Raw genomic sequence first — 22,159 nt, forward strand, 5'->3', positions numbered from 1 at the left:
CATTGCTGGCTACCGCAGGTTTGTTACCTCTGGCGTATGCGCCGGCGATTGCCAGCAGGCAACGCCGAACTGGCCAAGCAAATCGGCCGTTTCGCTGAGGGGCAGGCCGACCACCGCCGAGTAGCTGCCGGACAGGCCAGTGACGAACACCGCGCCCAGGCCCTGGATGGCGTAGCCACCCGCCTTGTCCGCCGGTTCGCCGCTGGCCCAGTAGCGCTGCGCTTCATCGTCGCTGATCGCACGGAAGCGCACCTGGCTGGTGACGCACAGGCTTTGAACGCGCTGGCCATCGGTGAGGGCGACGGCGGTCAGTACCTGATGCTCGCGGCCTGACAGGTCGGCCAGCATGGCCAAGGCATCTTCGCGGCTTTCCGGCTTGCCGAGAATACGACCATCGAGCACCACGGCGGTGTCTGCGCCCAGGACGACAGCCGTTCCCTCGACACTGGCCAGGCCGGCGGCAGCCTTGGCCCGGGCCAGGCGTTCGACGTAGGCCGGGGCGCTTTCGTCGGGCAGCGGGGTTTCATCGATGGGGGCACTGACGACGCTGAACGGCACACCGATCTGGGTCAGCAGTTCACGACGACGGGGCGAGCCGGAGGCCAGGTATAGCGGGTTCATGCAGACATCTCCCTGTCAGTGTCGACGTCGCCGTCAGTTGATATGCAAGCGTCGGCGCAGGTCGCGCAGGGCAAAGCTGATCCAAGGCCAGAGCAAGGCACTGATGACCGCCGACCAGACCAGCGCCAGGGTAGGCAGGCGATTACCGGTCAGTGCGCTGAGCCACAGTTGGATCAACTGGGCGATGCCGAAGATCACCAGGATGACCAGGCTCTGCTGCCACATGGGGAACATGCGCAAGCGCTGTTGCAGCGACAGCACCAGGAAGGTGATGAGGGTCAGGATAAGTGCGTTCTGCCCCAGCAAGGTGCCATACAGCACATCTTCGGCCAAGCCCAGCACGAACGCCGTGGTCATGCCAACCTTGTTCGGCACGGCCAGGGTCCAGAACGACACCAGCAAGGCCAGCCACATGGGCCGGAACACTTCCATGAACTGCGGCATGGGCGAGACGCTGAGCAGCAGGCCGATAGCAAAAGTCAGCCAGATGACCCAGCCGTTGTTGCGGCGCGATGCAGGCATCATTGCCTCCGGGTGTGAGCGGGTGCGGCAGGCGCGGCAGCCGGCGTGGCAGGGGCAGCAGCCGGAGCTGTTGGCTGAGCGGCCGGCGCAGCGGGTACGGCCGTCGTGGCCGGTACAACGGGCGCGGTGCTGGCTGGCACGCCCTGCTCGCCCGGGCTTACCGGCTGGCCAGGGGCCGAGGCGCCCTTACGGTCAGCTTCTTCCTGGGCGATAGCTGCATCGGTAGCACGCTGTTCCGGGGTACGCCGGTCACTGAACACCAGCAGCATGTAGCGGCTGCGATTGAGCGCGGCGGTGGGGATGGCGCGCACGATGGCGAACGGCTGGCCGGAATCGTGAATCACTTCGTTGACCGTGGCCACCGGGTAACCTGCCGGGAAACGCTGACCCATGCCGGAGCTGACCAGCAGGTCGCCTTCCTTGATGTCGGCGGTATCGGCCACATGGCGCAGTTCCAGGCGCTCCGGGTTGCCCGTGCCGCTGGCAATGGCGCGCAGGCCGTTACGGTTGACCTGCACCGGAATGCTGTGGGTAGTGTCGGTCAGCAGCAGCACCCGCGAGGTGTAAGGCATCAGTTCGACCACCTGGCCCATCAGGCCCCGGGCATCAAGCACCGGCTGGCCGAGGAACACGCCGTCACGCTCGCCCTTGTTGATCAGGATGCGGTGGGTGAACGGGTTGGGGTCGACACCGATCAGCTCGGCCACTTCGACCTTTTCGTTGACCAGCGCCGAAGAGTTCAGCAACTCGCGCAGGCGCACGTTCTGCTCGGTCAGGGCCGCCAGCTTCTGCAGGCGCCCCTGCAGCAGCAGGGCCTCGGTCTTGAGCTTTTCGTTTTCGGCGATCAGTTCGTTGCGGCTGCCGAACTGGCCGGCCACACCTTGCCACGCACGCTGCGGCAGGTCGGTGATCCAGTACGACTCCATCAGTACCACGCCCATCTGGCTGCGCACGGGTTTGAGCACGTCAAAACGCGCGTCGACAACCATCAACGCGACCGACATCACCACCAGAACGAGCAGGCGAACGCCCAGCGAAGGGCCCTTGGAGAAAAGCGGTTTAATGGGCCGTTCCTCGTGGACGACTCAGGAGGTCATTGGACATGGGACAACGCACCAGCCTGGTTGCGGGTTGACGGATACGGCGCCCTGAACGGGCGCCAGCCCAGCACATACAGGTAGCACTGTGCGTACTACCTGTAAACCGGGCGCTCGCGAACAGCAAGTGGGATCACTCGCTGGAGAGCAGGTCCATCGCGTGCTTGTCCATCATCTCCAGAGCGCGACCGCCACCACGGGCGACACAGGTCAGCGGGTCTTCGGCGACGATCACCGGCAGGCCGGTTTCCTGGGCCAGCAGCTTGTCGAGGTCACGCAGCAGCGCGCCACCACCGGTCAGCACCAGGCCACGCTCGGCGATGTCCGAAGCCAGCTCGGGCGGCGACTGCTCCAGGGCGCTCTTGACCGCCTGGACGATGGTCGCCAGCGATTCCTGCAGCGCTTCGAGCACTTCGTTGGAGTTCAGGGTGAAGGCACGCGGTACGCCCTCGGCCAGGTTACGGCCACGCACGTCGACTTCGCGCACTTCGCCGCCCGGATAGGCAGTACCGATTTCCTGCTTGATGCGCTCCGCGGTGGACTCACCGATCAGGCTGCCGTAGTTGCGGCGCACGTAGGTGACGATGGCTTCATCGAAGCGGTCGCCGCCAACGCGGACGGATTCGGCATAAACCACGCCGTTCAGCGAGATGAGGGCGATTTCAGTGGTACCACCACCGATATCGACGACCATCGAACCGCGGGCTTCCTCAACCGGCAGGCCGGCACCGATGGCGGCAGCCATGGGTTCTTCGATCAGGAACACTTCACGGGCACCGGCCCCCAGGGCCGACTCGCGAATGGCGCGGCGCTCTACCTGGGTCGACTTGCACGGCACGCAGATCAGCACACGCGGGCTTGGCTGCAGGAAGCTGTTCTCGTGAACCTTGTTGATAAAATATTGCAACATTTTTTCGCACACGCTGAAGTCGGCGATGACGCCGTCCTTCATCGGACGAATGGCAGCAATATTGCCAGGCGTACGGCCCAGCATGCGTTTGGCTTCGGTACCGACGGCGACAACGCTTTTCTGGTTGCCATGGGTACGGATGGCAACAACCGAGGGCTCATTCAGGACGATACCGCGCTCACGCACGTAAATAAGGGTGTTGGCAGTACCCAGGTCGATGGAAAGATCGCTGGAAAACATGCCACGCAGTTTCTTGAACATGGGAAAGTGACCCTGGGGAAAGCGTGGGTAAAAAAGTGCGGCAAACTCTAACAATGGCAGGGATTTTGGGCAAGGAGCCAATATGTTAAATTGACTGTTTTTCCGAGCACGCCAGCAGAAATTCGCGGCCGTTAGACCGTCAGAAAGCTGACATGTTCCTCACTGCGGACCCAAATTCCGTTCTTTGTTTCCCCTGGAGATCCCCATGGCGCTTGAACGCTGCGACGTGGAAAAGATCGCCCATTTGGCCCGCCTGGGCCTGAATGATGGCGAACTGCCACGCATTACTGACGCCCTGAACAGCATTCTCGGGCTGGTTGACCAGATGCAAGCGGTCGATACCACTGGCATCGAACCCCTGGCCCACCCCCTGGAGGCCAGCCAGCGCCTGCGCCCCGACCAGGTCACCGAAAGCAACCAGCGTGATGCCTACCAGGCAATCGCGCCATCGACCGAAAGCGGTCTGTACCTGGTTCCCAAAGTCATCGAGTAAGGGATAGAGCCTGCCATGCATCAATTGACCCTGGCCGAGATCGCCCGCGGACTCGCCGACAAGTCGTTTTCTTCCGAAGAGCTGACCGGCGCCCTGCTGGCGCGCATCAAGCAGCTCGACCCTCAGATCAACAGCTTCATCAGCGTCACCGAAGACCTGGCCCTGGGCCAGGCGCGTGCCGCCGACGCCCGTCGCGCCGCTGGCGAAACCGGCGCGCTGCTGGGTGCCCCCATCGCCCACAAGGACCTGTTCTGCACCAACGGCGTGCGCACCAGCTGCGGCTCGAAGATGCTCGACAACTTCAAGGCGCCGTATGACGCCACCGTGGTCGCCAAGCTGGCCGAAGCCGGTATGGTCACCCTGGGCAAGACCAACATGGACGAATTCGCCATGGGGTCGGCCAACGAATCCAGCCACTACGGCGCGGTGAAGAACCCGTGGAACCTCGAACACGTTCCGGGCGGCTCGTCGGGTGGTTCGGCCGCTGCCGTGGCTGCACGCCTGCTGCCGGCCACCACCGGCACCGACACCGGCGGCTCGATCCGCCAGCCGGCAGCACTGACCAACCTCACCGGTCTCAAGCCGACGTACGGTCGCGTTTCGCGCTGGGGCATGATCGCCTACGCCTCCAGCCTCGACCAGGGTGGCCCGCTGGCCCGCACTGCCGAGGACTGCGCCCTGCTGCTGCAAGGCATGGCCGGTTTCGACGCCAAGGACTCCACCAGCATCGAAGAGCCGGTGCCGGACTACAGCGCCAACCTCAACGGCTCGCTGCAGGGCCTGCGCATCGGCCTGCCGAAGGAATACTTCGGCGCCGGCCTCGACCCGCGCATCGCCGACCTGGTCCAGGCCAGCGTCAAGGAGCTGGAAAAGCTCGGCGCCGTGGTCAAGGAAATCAGCCTGCCGAACATGCAGCACGCCATCCCGGCCTACTACGTGATCGCTCCGGCTGAAGCCTCCTCCAACCTGTCGCGCTTCGACGGCGTGCGCTTCGGCTACCGCTGCGAAGCACCGAAGGACCTCACCGACCTGTACAAGCGCTCCCGTGGCGAAGGCTTCGGCGTTGAAGTACAGCGCCGTATCATGGTTGGTACCTACGCCCTGTCGGCCGGCTACTACGACGCCTACTACGTGAAGGCGCAGCAAATCCGCCGCCTGATCAAGAACGACTTCATGGCCGCCTTCAACGACGTCGACCTGATCCTCGGCCCGACCACGCCAAACCCGGCCTGGAAGCTTGGCGCCAAGAGCAGCGACCCGGTAGCCGCCTACCTGGAAGACGTCTACACCATCACCGCCAACCTGGCGGGCCTGCCGGGCCTGTCGATGCCGGCCGGCTTCGTCGACGGCCTGCCGGTCGGCGTGCAGTTGCTGGCGCCGTACTTCCAGGAAGGTCGCCTGCTCAACGTCGCGCACCGCTACCAGCAAGTGACCGACTGGCACACCCGCGCCCCCAACGGCTTCTGAGGAATTCACACATGCAATGGGAAGTTGTGATCGGGCTGGAAATCCACACTCAGCTCGCCACCCAGTCGAAGATCTTCTCCGGCAGCGCCACCACCTTTGGCTCCGAGCCGAACACCCAGGCCAGCCTGGTTGACTTAGGGATGCCTGGCGTACTGCCGGTGCTGAACCAGGAAGCCGTGCGCATGGCGTGCATGTTCGGCCTGGCCATCGATGCCGAAATCGGCAAGCGCAACGTGTTCGCGCGCAAGAACTACTTTTACCCGGACCTGCCCAAGGGTTACCAGATCAGCCAGATGGACCTGCCGATCGTCGGCAAGGGCCACCTGGACATCGCCTTGGAGGACGGCACCATCAAGCGCATCGGGGTCACCCGCGCGCACCTTGAGGAAGACGCCGGCAAGAGCCTGCACGAAGACTTCAGCGGCTCCACCGGCATTGACCTGAACCGTGCCGGCACACCACTGTTGGAAATCGTCTCCGAGCCGGACATGCGCAGCGCCAAGGAAGCCGTGGCCTACGTCAAGGCCATCCACGCACTGGTGCGCTACCTGGGCATCTGCGACGGCAACATGGCCGAAGGCTCGCTGCGTTGCGACTGCAACGTGTCGATCCGCCCGAAAGGCCAGGCCGAATTCGGCACCCGCTGCGAGATCAAGAACGTCAACTCGTTCCGCTTCATCGAGCGCGCGATCAACAGCGAAATCCAGCGCCAGATCGACCTGATCGAAGACGGCGGCAAGGTGGTGCAAGAAACCCGCCTGTACGACCCGAACAAGGACGAAACCCGCTCCATGCGCAGCAAGGAGGAAGCCAACGACTACCGTTACTTCCCCGACCCGGACCTGCTGCCGGTGGTCATCGAGGACAGCTTCCTCGAAACCGTCCGCGCCGGCCTGCCGGAACTGCCCCCGCAGAAGGTCGAGCGCTTCCAGAGCCAGTACGGCCTGTCGGCCTACGACGCCAACGTGCTGGCGTCCAGCCGCGAACAGGCCGACTACTTCGAAGAAGTGGTCAAGATCGGTGGCGATGCCAAGCTGGCCGCCAACTGGGTCATGGTCGAACTGGGCAGCCTGCTGAACAAGCTGGGTGTCGAAATCGACCAGGCGCCCGTCAGCGCCGCACAACTGGGTGGCATGCTGCTGCGCATCCGCGACAACACCATCAGCGGCAAAATTGCCAAGACCGTGTTCGAGGCCATGGCTGCCGGTGAAGGCGACGCCGACAGCATCATCGAGAGCAAAGGCCTGAAGCAGGTCACCGACACCGGTGCGATCGACAAGATGCTCGACGAGATGCTGGCAGCCAATGCCGAGCAGGTCGAACAGTACCGCGCGGCCGATGAAGCCAAGCGTGGCAAGATGTTCGGCTTCTTCGTTGGCCAGGCAATGAAAGCGTCCAAAGGCAAAGCCAACCCGGGGCAGGTGAACCAATTGCTCAAGGCCAAGCTCGAAGGGTGATTGTTTTACCCCTTTAATGCTGCGAGGGCTTCGCCCTCGTTCGCGGCTAAAGCCGCTCCTACAGGTACGGCGCCGCTCTCAAGGGCTGCGCCGTACCTGTAGGAGCGGCTTTAGCCGCGAATGGCCGCACTGGAGAGCACCTGACTTGCTAAAACGATCCCTCGGCACCCTGGCCCTCTTCGCTTTCCTGGCCGGCTGCGCCAGCCACGACATCGACCCACGCGGTTATGACAAAACCGGAACCGCCTCCTATTACGGTTCACGCCACCACGGCAAACGCACCGCCAGCGGCGAACCCTTCAACCAGCATGGCCTTACCGCCGCCCACCGCAGCCTGCCTTTCGGCACCCGCGTGCTGGTGACCAACCTGGCCAACCAGCGCAGTGTGGTGGTACGCATCAACGACCGTGGCCCACATACCCGCGGCCGGCTGATCGACCTGTCACGCGCCGCCGCAGAAAAAATCGGCATGCTCCGTAGCGGAACAGCGCGCGTGCGAGTACAAGGGCTTAGCGACTGACGCGACAGGAGTCCGACCATTTTCGACCTGGCTACCCTACCCACCTTCAGCCTCCTGCAACTGGGCATCGCCCTGGTGTTGCTGGTGGGCGGCGCCGAGTTGCTGGTGCGCGCCGCGCTGCGCCTGGCCCAGCGTCTTCACGTACGCCCGCTGATCATCGGCCTGAGCCTGGTGGCCTTCGGCAGTACCGCGCCACAACTTACCGTAAGCTTGCAGGCTGCCTACCAGGGCGCGCCGGATGTGGCGGTGGGCAGCGTAATCGGCAGTAATATCTTCAACGTGCTGGTCATTCTTGGCCTGGCCGCGCTGATCATTCCCCTGCGCGTGTCGCGCCAACTGGTGCGCCTGGACATTCCGCTGATGATCATCGCCAGCGGCCTGGTCTATGCGCTGTCTGCCAACGGCCACTTGGGCCGGGTTGAAGGAGGGCTGTTGCTGCTGGGTCTGGGCGGCTACCTGGCGATGCTCTGGCACCAGTCACGCCACTATGCCCGTACCTACCCTGCCCCGGACAGCGCAAAAACCGGTGCCGGGCGTTTCTGGTCCGGCACGCTGCTGCAGGTGCTGGCCGGCCTTGGCTTGCTGAGCCTGGCGGGCCACCTGCTGCTGGAGGCCGCTGTGGAGGTTGCCACCGACCTGGGCCTGTCCGAGCGCATCATTGGCCTTACCGTTGTCGCCATCTGCACCTCCCTGCCTGAACTGGCCGCCGCACTGATTGCCGCCCTGCGCGGCGAACGGGAAATTGCCGTGGGTACAGTGATCGGCAGCAACCTGTTGAACCTGCTGGCTGTATTGGGCCTGACCGCACTCGTCACGCCCGAGCCCCTGTCGATCTCACCCAACGCGCTGTCTTTCGACCTGCCGGTGATGCTTGGCGTTGCGGCACTGAGCCTGCCGGTGTTTTATTCCGGCTATCGCGTCACCCGTGCCGAAGGCCTGGTATTCCTTTGCCTGTACCTGGCTTATGGCCTGCACGTAGCGGCCTTTACCATGGGCATGCCGCTGGCTGGTCGTCTTGAGCATTTGATGCTGTTCTATGTACTGCCGGTACTCGCCATGGTGTTGCTGTTCACCACCGTGCGCGCCTGGCGCCGCCAACACTAAGGAAAACAACATGGCTGATAGCAACAAGACCGGCGAACAGATTCGCCGCCAGGTAATGGGCGATGCATTCGTCGACCGCGCACTGGGCAATGCCACCGACTTTACCCAGCCGCTACAGGACTTTGTCAATGAACATGCCTGGGGCAGCGTATGGGCCCGCGCGGGGCTACCACTGAAGACCCGCAGCCTGATTACCCTGGCCACGCTGACGGCACTCAAGTGCCCGCAAGAGCTCAAGGGGCATGTGCGCGGGGCATTGAACAATGGCTGTACGGTGGAGGAGATTCGCGAGGCATTGCTGCATTGCGCAGTGTATGCGGGAGTGCCGGCGGCAATTGATGCCTTCAGGGCGGCACAGGAAGTGATCGACAGCTATCAGTAGTTGCCTGTACCGGCCTCTTCGCGGGCAAACCCGCCAAGAGGCCGGCACTGTCTTACCTGGCTTGGCGAGCCTTCTTCATCTTGAAGGCCACCCACAGCACCAGGATCCACCCCGGGATCAGCATCACCGAGATGCGGATCGGCGGCGTCAGGTACATCACCACCAGAATCAGCACGATGAACGCCAGGCACAGGTAGTTGGTCAACGGGTGCCCCCAGCTCTTGTAGAATGGGGTAATGCCGGCGGACAGCTTGGCCTTTCGGAATTTCAGGTGGGTAATACTGATGCTCGCCCAGTTGATGACCAATGCCGACACCGCCAGGGCCATCAGCAAGCCAAAGGCCTCACCCGGCATCAGGTAGTTGATCACCACGCACAGGCCGGTCGCAAAGGCCGAAACACCCAATGCAGTCAGCGGCACACCGCTGCGGCTCACTTTCAGCAATTGACGCGGCGCGTCACCCTGGCTGGCCAGGCCGAACAGCATGCGGCTGTTGGCATACACACAGCTGTTGTAGACCGACAGCGCGGCCGTCAGCACCACGATGTTGAGGATGGTCGCTACCAGGTCGCTGTCCAGCTCGTGGAAGATCATCACGAACGGGCTGCCGCCCTGCACCACCTTCTGCCACGGGTACAGCGACAGCAGCACCGCCAGGGCACCGATGTAGAAGATCAGGATGCGGTAAACCACCTGGTTGGTGGCCTTGGGAATGCTCTGGCGAGGGTTGTCAGCCTCGGCAGCGGTGATACCCACCAGCTCCAGGCCACCGAACGAGAACATGATCACCGCCAGCGCCATCACCAGGCCAGTGACACCGTTAGGAAAGAAGCCGCCGTATTGCCACAGGTTGGCCACGCTGGCATCCGGGCCGCCATGGCCGCTGCTCAACAGCCAGGCGCCAAAGCCGATCATGCTGACGATGGCGACCACCTTGACCAGGGCGAACCAGAACTCCATCTCGCCGTAGACTTTTACCTGGGTCAGGTTGATGAGGTTGATCACCACGAAGAAGATCGCTGCCGTGGCCCAGGTCGGGAACTCTGGCCACCAGTACTGCACGTAGATGCCCACCGCAGTCAGCTCGGCCATGCCGACCAGCACGTACACCACCCAGTAGTTCCAGCCCGACACGAAGCCGGCGAACTCGCTCCAGTACTGGTGGGCGAAGTGACTGAAGCTGCCGGCGACCGGCTCTTCCACCACCATTTCGCCCAACTGGCGCATGATCAGGAAAGCCATCAGGCCGGCGATGGCATAGCCCAGCAGGACGGAAGGGCCTGCCAGCTGGATGGTCTGGGCGATGCCCAGGAACAAACCGGTGCCGATGGCCCCGCCCAGCGCGATCAGCTGGATATGGCGATTCTTCAGCCCGCGCTGTAACCGCTCGGGCGTGCTCTGGTCTTGCATGAAGTGTCCTTTAGCTCAGTGAGGCTGTGTTTTTGTGTTGTTTGCAGTCAAGGATCTAGATCCATCCGCCCCACTGCAAGATGAAAATGCCGATATTGGTGGTGATCGCCGCCATTAGCGTGGTAATCACGATGATCGACGCTGCCAGCTCATGGTTACCATTGGCCGCTCGCGCCATCACATAGCTGGCGGCTGCGGTCGGGCTGCCGATGTACAGGAACAGGATACCCAGCTCCGCCCCCCGGAAACCGCACAACCATGCACCGAGGGTACCGAGCAGTGGCAGCCAGACCATCTTCACCAGGCTGGCATCGATGGCCAGCCTGCCACTGTCGCGCAACGCCGCCAGCGACAGTGTGCCGCCAATGCAGATGAGCGCCAGCGGCAGGGTCATCTGCGCCAGGTAATCGCCCGAGGTCAGCAGCCAGTTGGGCAGCGGCACCTGGCCGTAGGCCATGGGCGTGGCGACCAAAACGCTGATGATCAACGGGTTGCTGAAAATGCTCTTGCAGATGCTCCACGGGTCGGACTTGAGGTCCGGGCTGTACACCGCCAGTACCACTGCCGACAGCGAGTTGTACATGAGGATGACCAGGCCGGCGAGCACCGCCCCCAAGGAGATACCATAGTCACCGTACAGGCTGGCGGCCAAGGCCAAGCCGATCACGCCGTTGTTGCCGCGAAACGCGCCCTGGGTATAGATGCCTCGCTCTGCCAGCGGGCTGCGCCAGATGGCCAGGCCCCAGGCGATGGCGAAACCGACCAGAGTGGCGACGATGAAGTAGAGGATGACACCCGGTTTTACCGCTGAGGCCAGGTCGGCGTGGTAGATGCCGAGGAACAGCAGCGCCGGCATGCAGACGTTGAACACCAGTTGCGAGGCGACGCGGTTGAAGTTGTCATCGATCAGATGGATGCGTTTGAGCAGTACGCCCATGAACAGCATGGCGAAGACCGGTGCCGTGATGTTCAGCGTCTGGATAAGAAGGGCGAGCATGCGCAAGCGATCCTGGAGGGGGGTTGCCGTTAGGGGGCTAATGATACGCCAACGGCTGGGATTTGCGGGGATCGAGCGCGATAAAAGGAATTGTCTTTGAGATTATCCAATGCCTGTACCGGCGTCTTCGCGGGCGTGCCCGCCAAGAGGCCGGTACAGGCCCTGCAAGAATCAGCGCCGAACCGGCCGCTTCTGCAATTTGCGCTGCAAGGTACGCCGGTGCATGCCCAGCGCCCGTGCAGTGGCCGAGATGTTGCCCTCGTGCTCATTCAATACGCGCTGGATATGCTCCCACTGCAGGCGGTCGACCGACATCGGGTTTTCTGGCACCAGGGTATCCAGGTCGGTGTGCTCCGACAACAGCGCCGCCAACACGTCATCGGCGTCGGCCGGTTTGCACAGGTAGTTGCAGGCGCCCCGCTTCACCGCCTCCACCGCCGTGGCAATACTCGAGTAACCGGTCAGGATCACCACGCGCATTTCCGGGTCCAGCTCCAGCAGCTTGGGCAGCAGCACCAGGCCCGAGTCGCCGTCCATCTTCAGGTCCAGCGTGGCGTAGTCCGGCAGGTCCTGCTGGGCCAGGATCAAGCCCTCCTCGGCAGAACTGGCAGTGCTCACGCGGAAACCGCGGCGGCTCATGGCTCGGGCCATGACCCGGGTGAAGGTGGCATCGTCGTCCACCAGCAGCAGGTGCGGCAGCTCTTCGCTTTCGACCTGGTTTTCTTCGCTCATCATTCATCTCCTCGCTTGCCATAGGGCAGGCGCAGTTCGGTCAGGGTGCCACCCTGTTCATGACTATAGAGTTTCACCGAACCGCCCGCACGGGTCACGCTGGCCTTGCTCAAGAACAGGCCAAGGCCGAAGCCTTTGCCCTTGGTGGTAATGAAGGGTTTGCCGATGGCTTCGGCAATGGCCGGCGGCACGCCCGGGCCGTGGTCGCGGATGCTGATGACGATGTCGTGGGCATCCCAGTCCAGGCGCACTTCCAGGTCATCGGGGCAGGCATCGGCGGCATTGTTCAACAGGTTCAGCAACGCCTGGGTCAGGTCCGGTGGCGGCGTCAGGCGCGGCACTTTGCCGTCGCGCAGGCGCTGGAAGCGGTAACTGGCTTCCGGGCGCATCAGGTGCCAGCGGTTCAGCGCCTCGTCCAGCCAGGCAGTCACGTCCTGCTCCACGATCGCCAGGCGGCGGTTGGCTTCGGCGGCGCGCACCAGCTGCTGCAAAGTCTCTTTACACAGTTTTACCTGGTCCTGAAGGATCTGCAGGTCTTCTTGCAGCAACGGGTCAGCGTGGTCTTGGCGCATTTCATTCAGTAGCACGCTCATGGTCGCCAACGGCGTGCCCAGTTCATGGGCGGCGCCAGCGGCCTGGGTGGCCACGGCCAGTAGCTGCTCGTCTCGCAGGCTTTCTTCCCTGCGCTCGGAACGCAGTTGCTCCTGGCGGCGCAGCTCTTCGGCCATGCGCGCAGCAAAGAAGGTGATCACCGCCGCGGCCAGGGCAATACTGAGCCACATGCCGTACACCTGCATCTTGTCCCGCGCCATCGGCAGGCCTTCGAGCGGGTAGAACTGTACCAGCAGCAGGCTGTAGGCCGTCAGGGCAATGCCCGAAAGAATCAGCGAATACAGCCACGGCAAAGTCACCGCAGCAATCGCCAGCGGTACCAGGTAATACGACACGAACGGGTTGGTCGAGCCACCGGAGTAATACAGCAAGGCACTGTGGATCAGCAGGTCGCAGGCCAGCTGCAGGGCATATTCCATTTCGGTGACCGGCAGCGACAGGCGCAGGCGCAGGGCCGTGAAGGCGCACAGCAGCGAGGACAAGGCCAAGGTGCCAGCCAGCGACAGCCAAGGTAAAGGCAGCAGTTCGGTCCAGTAGGCAACGCCCACGGAGCCTGCCTGGGCAGCCAGGACCAGGACCCGAATGACGGTCAGGCGCCAGAGGTTCTGGCGGGTAGCAGACAGCGGTTGTTCGGCGGCGAGCATGAGCTCTCCTGATGAGTGCTCCAGAAAAATCGGCTGGAGTATACCGAAGCCGGGCGCCTCGCTGCAGCGATGCGGCAAAGCGCCACACTTTGTCACAGGTTCATGATGGCACTTTTGAACCCACTACACTGTTGCCGGTCACATGGGCCATGCGTGGAATGGATGACCAGACCCCACGCCTTTTATTGCCAAGGAGTACCACATGCAAATCCCTCGTCGCGGCGCCGCCCTTGTCCTGTCTTGCGGCCTGCTCGCCAGCCTGCCGGTGCTGGCTGCCGATGAACCGCGTTACAACCAGGTATCGCTGCGTGCCGAAGTCAGCAAGGAAGTGGCGCGTGACCTGATGGTCGTGACCCTGTACAGCGAAGCGCAGAACACCGACCCGGGCAAGCTCGCCAAGCAGATCACCGAAACCATGAACAAGGCCGTGCAGCAGTCGCGCCAGGTCAAGGACGTGAAGATCAGCCAGGGCAGCCGCAACAGCTACCCGGTCTATGACAGCAAGGGCCAGAAGATCACCGGCTGGCGCGAGCGCGCCGAGCTGCGCCTTGAAAGCGCCAACTTCCCGGCCCTGTCCCAGCTTACCGCCGACCTGCTGCAAGAACTGAAAATGGGCGGCATGGACTTCTCCATTGCCCCGGCCACACGCAAGGCCAGCGAGGATGCACTGCTCAAGGACGCAGTCGATGCCTTCAAGGCGCGTGCGCAACTGGCCACCGAGGCGCTGGGCGGCAAGGGCTACAAAGTGGTCAGCCTGAACCTCAACAGCAGCGGCTACCCGCGCCCGTACCTGCGTAGCGCACCGATGGCAATGAAGGCCATGGGGGCTGACGAGGCGGCGCCAGCGCCGGATATCGAGGCGGGTACCAGCGAAGTGAGCATGAATGCCGATGGCTTGATCGAAGTGCAGATGCCGTAAAAGCTACGAACTCGCTGTGGGAGCGGCCTTGCCGGGGCGCTCCCACAAAGACCGCGCCCACCTTCAATTTTGCGATTTCAGACATTTCCTACGCACCACTAAGGTGCTTCCTACATTTAATCCCGCCTCGAAACATCCTGCAAAATGCCATCATTTTGCCTGCGCAAACGTTTAACTTCGTCGAAAGTTATACCGATGCGACATCCATGTACGAACGTACCACCTTTCTGGCGCCAACTATCCTTCTACCTGTTGCATTGGGAACATCCCCTGCATAAGTATCCGCAGGTCGGCTCACGAGGCCACCTCATCCGAAAAATGACAACAATGAGGCCACCATGCTCAAACACGCAGTCATTCCGTTCCTGCTGGGTGCAGGCTTGCTCACCGTCGCACCGTCGGCGCTTGCCGCGTCCAACCTGGTGTTCTGCTCCGAAGGCAGCCCGGCCGGTTTCGACCCGGGGCAATACACCACCGGGACCGACTTCGACGCCTCGGCCGAGACCGTGTTCAACCGCCTGACCCAGTTCGAACGCGGCGGTACAGCAGTCATCCCGGGCCTGGCGACCAAATGGGAAGTGTCCGACGACGGCAAGACCTACACCTTCCACCTGCGTGAAGGCGTCAAGTTCCACACCACCGACTACTTCAAGCCCTCCCGCCCCTTCAACGCCGACGACGTGCTGTTCACCTTCAACCGCATGCTCGACAAGGACCACCCGTTCCGCAAGGCCTACCCCACCGAGTTCCCGTACTTCACCGACATGGGCATGGACAAGAACATCGCCAAGGTTGAGAAACTCGACGAGCACACGGTGAAGTTCACCCTCAACGAAGTCGACGCCGCGTTCATCCAGAACCTGGCCATGAGTTTCGCCTCCATCCAGTCCGCCGAATACGCTGACCAGTTGCTGAACAACGGCAAGGCGGCCGACATCAACCAGAAGCCGATCGGCACCGGCCCGTTCGTGTTCAGCAAGTATCAGAAAGACGCGCAGATCCGCTTCAAGGGCAACAAGGACTACTGGCAACCCGATGACGTGAAGATCGACAACCTGATCTTCGCCATCACCACCGACGCCTCGGTGCGCATGCAGAAGCTGAAGAAGAACGAGTGCCAGGTCACCCTGTTCCCCCGCCCGGCCGACATCGAGCCGCTAAAGGCCGACAAGAACCTGCAAATGCCACAGCAGGCCGGCTTCAACCTCGGCTACATCGCCTACAACGTGATGGACAAGATCAAGGGCAGCAATGAGGCCAACCCGATGGCGCAGCTGAAAGTGCGCCAGGCGCTGGACATGGCGGTGGACAAGAAGAAGATCATCGAGTCGGTCTATCAGGGCGCCGGCCAGTTGGCCGTCAACGCCATGCCGCCGACCCAGTGGTCGTATGACGACAGCATCAAGGATGCGCCATACGACCCCGAAAAGGCCAAGCAACTGCTCAAGGAAGCCGGCATCAAGGAAGGTACTGAAATCACCCTGTGGGCCATGCCCGTGCAACGCCCTTACAACCCCAATGCCAAGCTGATGGCCGAGATGTTGCAATCGGACTGGGCCAAGATCGGCATCAAGGCAAAAATCGTCAGCTACGAATGGGGCGAGTACATCAAACGCTCCAAAGGCGGCGAACAGGGCGCGATGCTGATTGGCTGGAGCGGCGACAACGGCGACCCGGACAACTGGCTGGGCACCCTTTACGGCTGCGATGCGGTCGATGGCAACAACTTCTCCAAATGGTGCTTCAAGCCCTACGACGACCTGATCAAGCAGGCCAAGGCCACCTCCGACCAGGCCAAGCGCACCGAGCTGTACCAGAAAGCACAGCACATACTCAAGGAGCAGGTACCGATCACCCCGATCGCCCACTCCACCGTGTACCAGCCAATGAGCGCCAAGGTGAAGGACTTCAAGATCAGCCCGTTTGCGCTGAACTCCTTCTATGGCGTCAGCGTGGAAAAATAGGGTAACTGCGGCACCCGCACAATAGCGGGTGCCTTCCCCCATCACCTCTTCATGTCGTCCTGCGGCTACCCGCCGCGGGGTAGGCGAACTGTTGCCGTCATTCGTACCCCGAGGCGGTGCAAACAGATGAAAAAGGACTCGCCATGCGCCACGCTACTTGCCTATCGACCCTGCTAGCCCTCGGACTGCTCAGCCAATCCCCGGCCCTGCTGGCCAACAACCTGGTGTTCTGCTCCGAAGGCAGCCCTGCCGGCTTCGACACCGCCCAGTACACAACCGCCACCGACAACGACGCCGCCGAACCGATCTACAACCGCCTGGTGGAGTTCGAGCGCGGCGGCACCGCCGTACACCCTGCCCTGGCGACGCACTGGGAGGTATCGGACGATGGCCTGCAGTACACCTTCCACCTGCGCGAAGGGGTGAAGTTCCACAGCAACAAGGCCTTTAGCCCGAGCCGTGACTTCAACGCCGACGACGTGCTGTTCACGTTCAATCGCATGCTCGACAAGGGCCATCCGTTCCGCAAGGCCTACCCCACCGAATTTCCCTATTTCATCAGCATGGGCCTGGACAAGAACATCGCCAAGGTGGAGAAACTCGACGAGCACACGGTGAAGTTCACCCTCAACGAAGTCGACGCCGCGTTCATCCAGAACCTGGCCATGAGTTTCGCCTCCATCCTCTCTGCCGAATACGCCAACCAACTGATGGCCAGCGGTCGCCCCAGCGACATCAACCAGCAGCCCATCGGCACCGGGCCGTTCGTGTTCCAGCGTTACCAGAAGGATTCGCAGATCCGCTACAAGGGCAACAAGGATTACTGGGCACCGAATGAAGTGAAGATCGACAACCTGGTGTTCTCGATCAACATCGACCCCTCAGTGCGTATCCAGAAGCTGCGCCGCAACGAATGCCAGGTCACCCTGCACCCACGCCCGGCCGACCTGCCGGCACTCAAGGCCGACAACAAGCTGCAGGTGCTGCAGCAGCCGGGCTTCAACCTCGGCTACATCGCCTACAACACCCAGCACCCGCCATTCGACCGCCTGGAAGTACGCCAGGCGATGGACATGGCGGTGAATAAGACAGCCATCATCCAGGCGGTGTATCAGGACTCCGGCCAACAGGCGGTCAACGCCATGCCGCCCACCCAGTGGTCCTATGACGAAAGCCTCAAGGACGCACCCTACGACCCGGAAAAGGCCAAACAGCTGCTCCAGCAGGCAGGGGTCAAGCCTGGCACCGAGGTAACCCTGTGGGCCATGCCCGTACAGCGCCCGTACAACCCTAACGCCAAGCTGATGGCTGAAATGCTCCAGGCCGACTGGAGCAAGCTCGGCTTCAAGGTGCGCATCGTCAGCTATGAATGGGGCGAGTACATCAAGCGCATGAAAAGCGGCGAGCACGACATCGCCCTGATCGGCTGGACCGGTGACAACGGCGACCCGGACAACTGGCTGGGCACCCTCTACAGCTGCGATGCCATCGGCAGCAACAACTACTCGCTGTGGTGCGACCCGCAGTACGACAGCCTGGTCAAGCAAGCCAAGCAGGTTACCGACCGCACCCAGCGCACCGCCCTGTACCAGCAGGCCCAGCAGCGGTTGAAGCAACAGGTGCCGATTACCCCGGTTGCGCATTCCACGATTAACCAACCGCTCAGCGTCAAGGTTTCCCAGTTCAAGGTCAGCCCGTTTGGGCGCAATGATTTTTCCGGTGTGAGTGTTGATTAAGCGTTAGCCAGTACCGGCCAACACAACGCCCCCGATTTAGCCCGGTGATCCCGCGGCAACCCTGGCAACACCGCAACAACCATCCGGCCCACAAGGCCGGCAATAACTAGAAAAGAATGGGAGCTTCAACCTTGAGAGTATTCACCTTGACCGCACTGGCTTTATCCATCAGTGCCTTATCCACCGTGGCGCAGGCCGACCCGCAAAGCCAGGAATACATTCCACTCACCCTCAAAGCCAGCAGCGAGCAGGCACAAGCCAGCGGCTTCATCGACGGCCAGAGCCTGTCCGGCACCACGCGCAACTGGTACGCCCGCGAGCGCGCCGCCCGCGCCCCGCTGTGGCGCTACTACAAAAGCGACGGCACCCGCCACGCCACCCACAGCCGCGAAAACTGGCTGCAGGGCACCATCCTCAACTACAGCTCCGGCTTCACCCAAGGCACCGTAGGCTTTGCCGTCGAGGCCGCCGGCTATAACGCCATCGCCCTGCAACAGAGCCGCCAGGCCGTCGCCGGCCCCAACAACCGCACGCTCACCCACAGCGATGGCGACCCCATCGGCCAGTGGAGCAAGCTGGGCTTGGGCAATATCAAGGCGCGCGTGTCCAACACCACCCTTACCCTCGGCCGTCAGTCGGTGGACACGCCGATGATCGCCTACATCGGCAACCGCGCCCTGCCGTCGAGTTTCCAGGGTGCGTTCCTGCACAGCGCCGAGTTCGAAAATCTCAGCTTCGACGCGGGCACCTTCGACCGCGTCTCGCCGCGTACCGAGCAAAGCCTCAGCAAATTCCGCAGCGAATACAGCGCCACCGGCGTAGAAACCGACCGCGCCAGTACCGCCGGCATCAACTACCAGCCGTTCAAGAGCCTGAGCACCAGCCTGTACGCCACCAAGGTCGACGACTTCTGGAACCAGTACTACTTCGGCGCCAACCACATGCTGGGCGACAGCGCGGTACTCAGCCTGAGCACCGGCCTGAACTACTACAAGACCGTAGACGCCGGCAGCCAGAAAATGGGCAAGATCGACAACGACGTCTACAGCCTGTCGCTCGACCTGACCCATCAGGCCCACACCCTCGGTGCCTCCTGGCAGCAGGTCAACGGCAACGAGTACTTCGACTACCTGCACGAGACCAACGGCATCTACCTGGCCAACTCGCTGCTGTCGGACTTCAACGGCCCCAACGAAAAATCGCTGAAGATCTCCTACGTACTGAACATGGCGCCCTATGGCGTGCCGGGCCTGAAGTTCAACCTGTACAACGCCCGTGGCTGGGGTATCGACGGCACCCATTACCGTGGCACGGCCTACGACGTGAATGGCCTGGACGGCGAAAACCACTACGAGTGGGGCATCGGCACCAGCTATGCGGTGCAAAGCGGGCCGCTGAAAGACACCAGCATCCGCGCCACCTATACCGCGCACCGCGCCAGCAAGGCACAAGGTGACGGCAGCCTCGACGAGTTCCGGGTGGTGACCACCATTCCATTCAACATTCTCTGACCGCTGGCGCCACGGCCCGTTTCGCTGCGGGCCGTGGCAGCTACGCTGGAATCAATGCAAGCCGGGAGTCCGTGACCCATGCAGAGCGCTTTCATCAAATCGATACCGTTACGCCTTGCCCTGGCCGCGCTGGTGCTGAGCAGCGCCACGCAGCTAGCGGCCAAACCGCTGGTGGTGTGTACCGAGGCCAGCCCGGAAGGGTTCGACGTTGTGCAGTACACCACCGGCGTCACGTTCGATGCCACCGCCGAAACGCTGTTCAATCGCCTGGTGGACTTCAAGCCAGGTACAACCGACATCGAGCCAGCGCTGGCCGAACGCTGGGACATTTCCCCAGACGGCCTGACCTACACCTTCCATTTGCGTCAGGGCGTCAAATTCCACAGCACCGACTACTTCACCCCCACGCGCACGTTCAACGCCGACGATGTGCTATGGAGCCTGCGCCGTCAGCTCGACCCTGCGCACCCTTGGCATGACAAGACCAGTGTCGGTTACCCGTATTTCGAAAGCATGGCCTTCAAGAGCCTGCTCAAGTCGGTGGACAAGACTGACGACCACACCGTGGTGATCACCCTCACCCGGGCCGAAGCACCGTTCCTGCGCGACATGGCCATGGGCTTCACGTCGATCTATTCCGCCGAATACGGCGACCAGTTGCTCAAGGCCGGTAAAACCGCCGAGCTGAACAGCAAGCCGATCGGCACCGGCCCGTTCATCTTCCAGCGCTACAACAAGGACGCCCAGGTCCGCTTCAAGCCCAACCCGGACTACTTCCGGGGCAAACCGCCGGCCGATGCCCTGGTGTTCGCCATCGCGACCGACAGCAACGTGCGCCTGCAGAAGTTGCGCGCCAACGAGTGCCAGATCGCGCTGTACCCCAAGCCGGAAGACGTACCGGCGATCAAGGCCGCCCCCAGGCTCAAGGTGGCCGAGACCGAAGCGCTGGTCACCGGCTACATCGCCATGAATACCGAGCACAAATACCTCAGCGATGTGCGCGTGCGCAAAGCCATCGACATGGCCTTCGACCGCCAGGCCCACGTTGACCAGCTTTTTGGCAAAGGCAATGCGCTGGTCGGCGTGAACCCTTATCCACCGACCATGATCGGTTACAACACCCGTAACCAGAACCCGCCACGCGACCTCGACAAGGCGCGCGCGCTGCTCAAGGAAGCTGGCGTGCCGCAGGGCACGGTGATCACGCTGTTCACCCGCAACGGCGGCGGCATGACCAATCCTAACCCGCGGCTCTCCGCCGAAATGCTGCAGGCTGACCTGAAGCAGATCGGCCTGAAGCTGGATATCCGCGTGATGGAGTGGGCCGAAATGCTGCGCCGCGCCAAAAAGGGCGAAGCCGACCTGGTGTCTACCGGCTGGGCCGGCGACAACGGCGACCCCGATAACTTCCTCACCCCGCTGCTGAGCTGCGAAGCGGCGAAGAACGGCGAAAACTACGCCCGCTGGTGCAACCCGAAATTCCAGGAGCTGATCACCCGCGCCCGCGAAGTGATCAACGACGACGAACGTGCAAGGCTCTATAGCGAGGCATTGAAGGTGTACGATGACGACCAACCCTGGATCAGCATGGCCCACCCCAAGGTGTTCGTGGCCATGCGTGACAACGTGGAGGGCTACGTGATCAGCCCTCTGACCAAAAATAACTTCGCCACCACCAAGGTGAAGTAGAACAACTACGACCGCCGGCACCCCACACGGGGACCGGCGGCACTGCCGTGGCGTGCTACTGGCCGCACGGTCTGAAGAGGTAACCCCGACAATGTTGAGCTTTATTGCCCGGCGCCTGGGCCTGCTGATACCGACCTTTTTCGGCATCACCTTGCTGACCTTCGCGCTCATACGCCTGATCCCCGGCGACCCGGTGGAAGTCATGATGGGCGAGCGCAGGGTCGACCCCGAAATGCATGCCCAGGCCATGGAACGCCTGGGCCTGAACAAACCACTGCCGGTCCAGTACCTGGACTACGTGGGCAAGCTCGCCCAAGGTGACCTGGGTGAATCGCTGCGTACCCGCGAAAGCGTGTGGAGCGAGTTTCTCACCTTATTCCCGGCCACCCTGGAACTGGCCTTCGCCGCCCTGCTGTTCGCCGGCATCGTCGGCCTGCTGGCCGGGGTGATCGCCGCGCTCAAGCGCGGTTCGCTGTTCGACCATGGGGTGATGGGTATTTCCCTGGCCGGCTACTCGATGCCGATCTTCTGGTGGGGCCTGATCCTGATCATGTTCTTCTCGGTGAGCCTGGGCTGGACCCCGGTGTCCGGGCGCATCGACCTGCTCTACGACATCGAGCCCAAAACCGGCTTCATGCTGATCGACACGCTGCTCAGTGATGAGGAAGGCGCGTTCAAGGACGCGGTGATGCACCTGATATTGCCGGCCATCGTGCTCGGCACCATCCCGTTGGCGGTCATCGCCCGTATGACCCGCTCGTCGATGCTCGAAGTATTGCGCGAAGACTACATCCGCACCGCCCGCGCCAAAGGCCTGTCGCCAGCGCGCGTGGTGTTCGTGCATGGCCTGCGCAATGCCTTGATCCCGGTGCTGACCGTGTTCGGCCTGCAGGTTGGCACATTGCTGGCCGGTGCGGTGCTGACCGAAACAATCTTTTCCTGGCCGGGCATCGGCAAATGGCTGATCGAAGCCATCGGCGCCCGTGACTACCCCGTGGTCCAGAACGGCATCCTGTTGATCGCCTGCCTGGTGATCCTGGTCAACTTCGTCGTGGACATTCTCTACGGCCTGGCCAACCCACGCATCCGTCATCAGCGCTGAGGCCCTTG

The 22,159-nt window shown here is 62.4% G+C and carries 20 protein-coding genes; 12 read left to right on the forward strand and 8 right to left on the reverse strand.

All coding sequences use genetic code 11. From position 1 onward, the window contains the following. Positions 1 to 9: 9 nt before the first annotated feature. The 4 genes from B9A31_RS17795 to mreB form a co-directional block, all read right to left on the reverse strand. Positions 10 to 621 carry a Maf family protein gene (locus B9A31_RS17795; protein WP_025753790.1) on the reverse strand — a complete coding sequence of 204 codons (612 nt, stop codon included), beginning with the start codon at positions 619 to 621 and terminating at the stop codon, positions 10 to 12. Between the two features lie 33 nt (positions 622 to 654). Beyond that, positions 655 to 1,143, reverse strand: a complete 489-nt coding sequence (gene mreD, locus B9A31_RS17800; protein WP_016713154.1) for a rod shape-determining protein MreD — start codon at positions 1,141 to 1,143, stop codon at positions 655 to 657. Continuing rightward, on the reverse strand, positions 1,143 to 2,147 hold the full coding sequence (gene mreC / locus B9A31_RS17805; RefSeq protein ID WP_371851093.1) for a rod shape-determining protein MreC: 1,005 nt from the start codon (positions 2,145 to 2,147) through the stop codon (positions 1,143 to 1,145). Before mreC ends, mreD begins: the two co-directional genes overlap by 1 nt. Before the next feature lie 226 nt (positions 2,148 to 2,373). After that, positions 2,374 to 3,411 carry a rod shape-determining protein MreB gene (mreB, locus tag B9A31_RS17810; RefSeq protein ID WP_003255163.1) on the reverse strand — a complete coding sequence of 346 codons (1,038 nt, stop codon included), beginning with the start codon at positions 3,409 to 3,411 and terminating at the stop codon, positions 2,374 to 2,376. Between the two features lie 205 nt (positions 3,412 to 3,616). Here mreB and gatC point away from each other — a divergent pair, with 205 nt between their 5' ends. The 6 genes from gatC to B9A31_RS17840 all read left to right on the forward strand — a co-directional run bounded on the left by gatC (position 3,617) and on the right by B9A31_RS17840 (position 8,834). Beyond that, positions 3,617 to 3,904, forward strand: a complete 288-nt coding sequence (gene gatC / locus B9A31_RS17815) for an Asp-tRNA(Asn)/Glu-tRNA(Gln) amidotransferase subunit GatC (RefSeq protein ID WP_003255165.1) — start codon at positions 3,617 to 3,619, stop codon at positions 3,902 to 3,904. 15 nt (positions 3,905 to 3,919) lie between these two features. Continuing rightward, a complete protein-coding gene (gene gatA, locus B9A31_RS17820) occupies positions 3,920 to 5,371 on the forward strand; it encodes an Asp-tRNA(Asn)/Glu-tRNA(Gln) amidotransferase subunit GatA (RefSeq protein ID WP_084297185.1) in 1,452 nt (483 codons plus the stop codon). 11 nt (positions 5,372 to 5,382) lie between these two features. Next, positions 5,383 to 6,828 carry an Asp-tRNA(Asn)/Glu-tRNA(Gln) amidotransferase subunit GatB gene (gatB, locus tag B9A31_RS17825; protein ID WP_016713158.1) on the forward strand — a complete coding sequence of 482 codons (1,446 nt, stop codon included), beginning with the start codon at positions 5,383 to 5,385 and terminating at the stop codon, positions 6,826 to 6,828. A 145-nt stretch (positions 6,829 to 6,973) separates the two neighbouring features. Continuing rightward, positions 6,974 to 7,348, forward strand: a complete 375-nt coding sequence (locus B9A31_RS17830; protein WP_019098690.1) for a septal ring lytic transglycosylase RlpA family protein — start codon at positions 6,974 to 6,976, stop codon at positions 7,346 to 7,348. Positions 7,349 to 7,408: 60 nt separating this feature from the next. Further along, positions 7,409 to 8,452, forward strand: a complete 1,044-nt coding sequence (locus B9A31_RS17835) for a calcium/sodium antiporter (RefSeq protein ID WP_025753793.1) — start codon at positions 7,409 to 7,411, stop codon at positions 8,450 to 8,452. Between the two features lie 10 nt (positions 8,453 to 8,462). Beyond that, positions 8,463 to 8,834 carry a carboxymuconolactone decarboxylase family protein gene (locus B9A31_RS17840; RefSeq protein WP_025753794.1) on the forward strand — a complete coding sequence of 124 codons (372 nt, stop codon included), beginning with the start codon at positions 8,463 to 8,465 and terminating at the stop codon, positions 8,832 to 8,834. 52 nt (positions 8,835 to 8,886) lie between these two features. Here B9A31_RS17840 and B9A31_RS17845 read toward each other — a convergent pair whose 3' ends face one another. The 4 genes from B9A31_RS17845 to B9A31_RS17860 form a co-directional block, all read right to left on the reverse strand. Continuing rightward, positions 8,887 to 10,245, reverse strand: a complete 1,359-nt coding sequence (locus B9A31_RS17845; protein ID WP_084297186.1) for an amino acid permease — start codon at positions 10,243 to 10,245, stop codon at positions 8,887 to 8,889. A gap of 55 nt (positions 10,246 to 10,300) precedes the next feature. Further along, on the reverse strand, positions 10,301 to 11,242 hold the full coding sequence (locus tag B9A31_RS17850; RefSeq protein WP_025753795.1) for an AEC family transporter: 942 nt from the start codon (positions 11,240 to 11,242) through the stop codon (positions 10,301 to 10,303). Between the two features lie 171 nt (positions 11,243 to 11,413). Then, positions 11,414 to 11,974: a response regulator transcription factor gene (locus B9A31_RS17855; RefSeq protein ID WP_003255244.1), complete on the reverse strand. Its 561-nt coding sequence runs from the start codon at positions 11,972 to 11,974 to the stop codon at positions 11,414 to 11,416. Next, a complete protein-coding gene (locus B9A31_RS17860) occupies positions 11,974 to 13,230 on the reverse strand; it encodes an ATP-binding protein (RefSeq protein WP_019098686.1) in 1,257 nt (418 codons plus the stop codon). Before B9A31_RS17860 ends, B9A31_RS17855 begins: the two co-directional genes overlap by 1 nt. A gap of 202 nt (positions 13,231 to 13,432) precedes the next feature. Here B9A31_RS17860 and B9A31_RS17865 point away from each other — a divergent pair, with 202 nt between their 5' ends. The 6 genes from B9A31_RS17865 to B9A31_RS17890 all read left to right on the forward strand — a co-directional run bounded on the left by B9A31_RS17865 (position 13,433) and on the right by B9A31_RS17890 (position 22,151). Next, positions 13,433 to 14,149, forward strand: a complete 717-nt coding sequence (locus B9A31_RS17865; protein ID WP_016713165.1) for an SIMPL domain-containing protein — start codon at positions 13,433 to 13,435, stop codon at positions 14,147 to 14,149. Positions 14,150 to 14,487: 338 nt separating this feature from the next. After that, positions 14,488 to 16,113: an ABC transporter substrate-binding protein gene (locus B9A31_RS17870; RefSeq protein ID WP_084297187.1), complete on the forward strand. Its 1,626-nt coding sequence runs from the start codon at positions 14,488 to 14,490 to the stop codon at positions 16,111 to 16,113. Between the two features lie 143 nt (positions 16,114 to 16,256). Beyond that, positions 16,257 to 17,849: an ABC transporter substrate-binding protein gene (locus tag B9A31_RS17875; RefSeq protein ID WP_019098684.1), complete on the forward strand. Its 1,593-nt coding sequence runs from the start codon at positions 16,257 to 16,259 to the stop codon at positions 17,847 to 17,849. Positions 17,850 to 17,980: 131 nt separating this feature from the next. Beyond that, entirely contained in the window at positions 17,981 to 19,360 is a 1,380-nt protein-coding gene (locus B9A31_RS17880; RefSeq protein ID WP_025753798.1) for an OprD family porin, read from the forward strand. A 78-nt stretch (positions 19,361 to 19,438) separates the two neighbouring features. Beyond that, entirely contained in the window at positions 19,439 to 21,049 is a 1,611-nt protein-coding gene (locus B9A31_RS17885; protein WP_019098682.1) for an ABC transporter substrate-binding protein, read from the forward strand. Positions 21,050 to 21,140: 91 nt separating this feature from the next. Further along, a complete protein-coding gene (locus B9A31_RS17890; protein ID WP_012316108.1) occupies positions 21,141 to 22,151 on the forward strand; it encodes an ABC transporter permease subunit in 1,011 nt (336 codons plus the stop codon). The last annotated feature ends 8 nt before the right edge of the window (positions 22,152 to 22,159 follow it).

This window comes from Pseudomonas sp. URIL14HWK12:I5, assembly GCF_900176445.1.
GTDB classification, from domain to species: domain Bacteria; phylum Pseudomonadota; class Gammaproteobacteria; order Pseudomonadales; family Pseudomonadaceae; genus Aquipseudomonas; species Aquipseudomonas monteilii.

Bases quoted from the DNA above. Each gene is read 5' to 3' on its own strand.
- gatB (WP_016713158.1), top strand. From the start codon at position 5,383: ATGCAATGGGAAGTTGTGATCGGGCTGGAAATCCACACTCAGCTCGCC.
- B9A31_RS17855 (WP_003255244.1), bottom strand. From the start codon at position 11,974: ATGAGCGAAGAAAACCAGGTCGAAAGCGAAGAGCTGCCGCACCTGCTG.
- B9A31_RS17865 (WP_016713165.1), top strand. From the start codon at position 13,433: ATGCAAATCCCTCGTCGCGGCGCCGCCCTTGTCCTGTCTTGCGGCCTG.
- B9A31_RS17840 (WP_025753794.1), top strand. From the start codon at position 8,463: ATGGCTGATAGCAACAAGACCGGCGAACAGATTCGCCGCCAGGTAATG.
- B9A31_RS17875 (WP_019098684.1), top strand. From the start codon at position 16,257: ATGCGCCACGCTACTTGCCTATCGACCCTGCTAGCCCTCGGACTGCTC.
- mreD (WP_016713154.1), bottom strand. From the start codon at position 1,143: ATGCCTGCATCGCGCCGCAACAACGGCTGGGTCATCTGGCTGACTTTT.
- mreB (WP_003255163.1), bottom strand. From the start codon at position 3,411: ATGTTCAAGAAACTGCGTGGCATGTTTTCCAGCGATCTTTCCATCGAC.
- B9A31_RS17885 (WP_019098682.1), top strand. From the start codon at position 19,439: ATGCAGAGCGCTTTCATCAAATCGATACCGTTACGCCTTGCCCTGGCC.
- B9A31_RS17890 (WP_012316108.1), top strand. From the start codon at position 21,141: ATGTTGAGCTTTATTGCCCGGCGCCTGGGCCTGCTGATACCGACCTTT.
- B9A31_RS17870 (WP_084297187.1), top strand. From the start codon at position 14,488: ATGCTCAAACACGCAGTCATTCCGTTCCTGCTGGGTGCAGGCTTGCTC.
- B9A31_RS17845 (WP_084297186.1), bottom strand. From the start codon at position 10,245: ATGCAAGACCAGAGCACGCCCGAGCGGTTACAGCGCGGGCTGAAGAAT.
- B9A31_RS17850 (WP_025753795.1), bottom strand. From the start codon at position 11,242: ATGCTCGCCCTTCTTATCCAGACGCTGAACATCACGGCACCGGTCTTC.
- gatA (WP_084297185.1), top strand. From the start codon at position 3,920: ATGCATCAATTGACCCTGGCCGAGATCGCCCGCGGACTCGCCGACAAG.
- B9A31_RS17795 (WP_025753790.1), bottom strand. From the start codon at position 621: ATGAACCCGCTATACCTGGCCTCCGGCTCGCCCCGTCGTCGTGAACTG.
- mreC (WP_371851093.1), bottom strand. From the start codon at position 2,147: ATGTCGGTCGCGTTGATGGTTGTCGACGCGCGTTTTGACGTGCTCAAA.
- gatC (WP_003255165.1), top strand. From the start codon at position 3,617: ATGGCGCTTGAACGCTGCGACGTGGAAAAGATCGCCCATTTGGCCCGC.
- B9A31_RS17860 (WP_019098686.1), bottom strand. From the start codon at position 13,230: ATGCTCGCCGCCGAACAACCGCTGTCTGCTACCCGCCAGAACCTCTGG.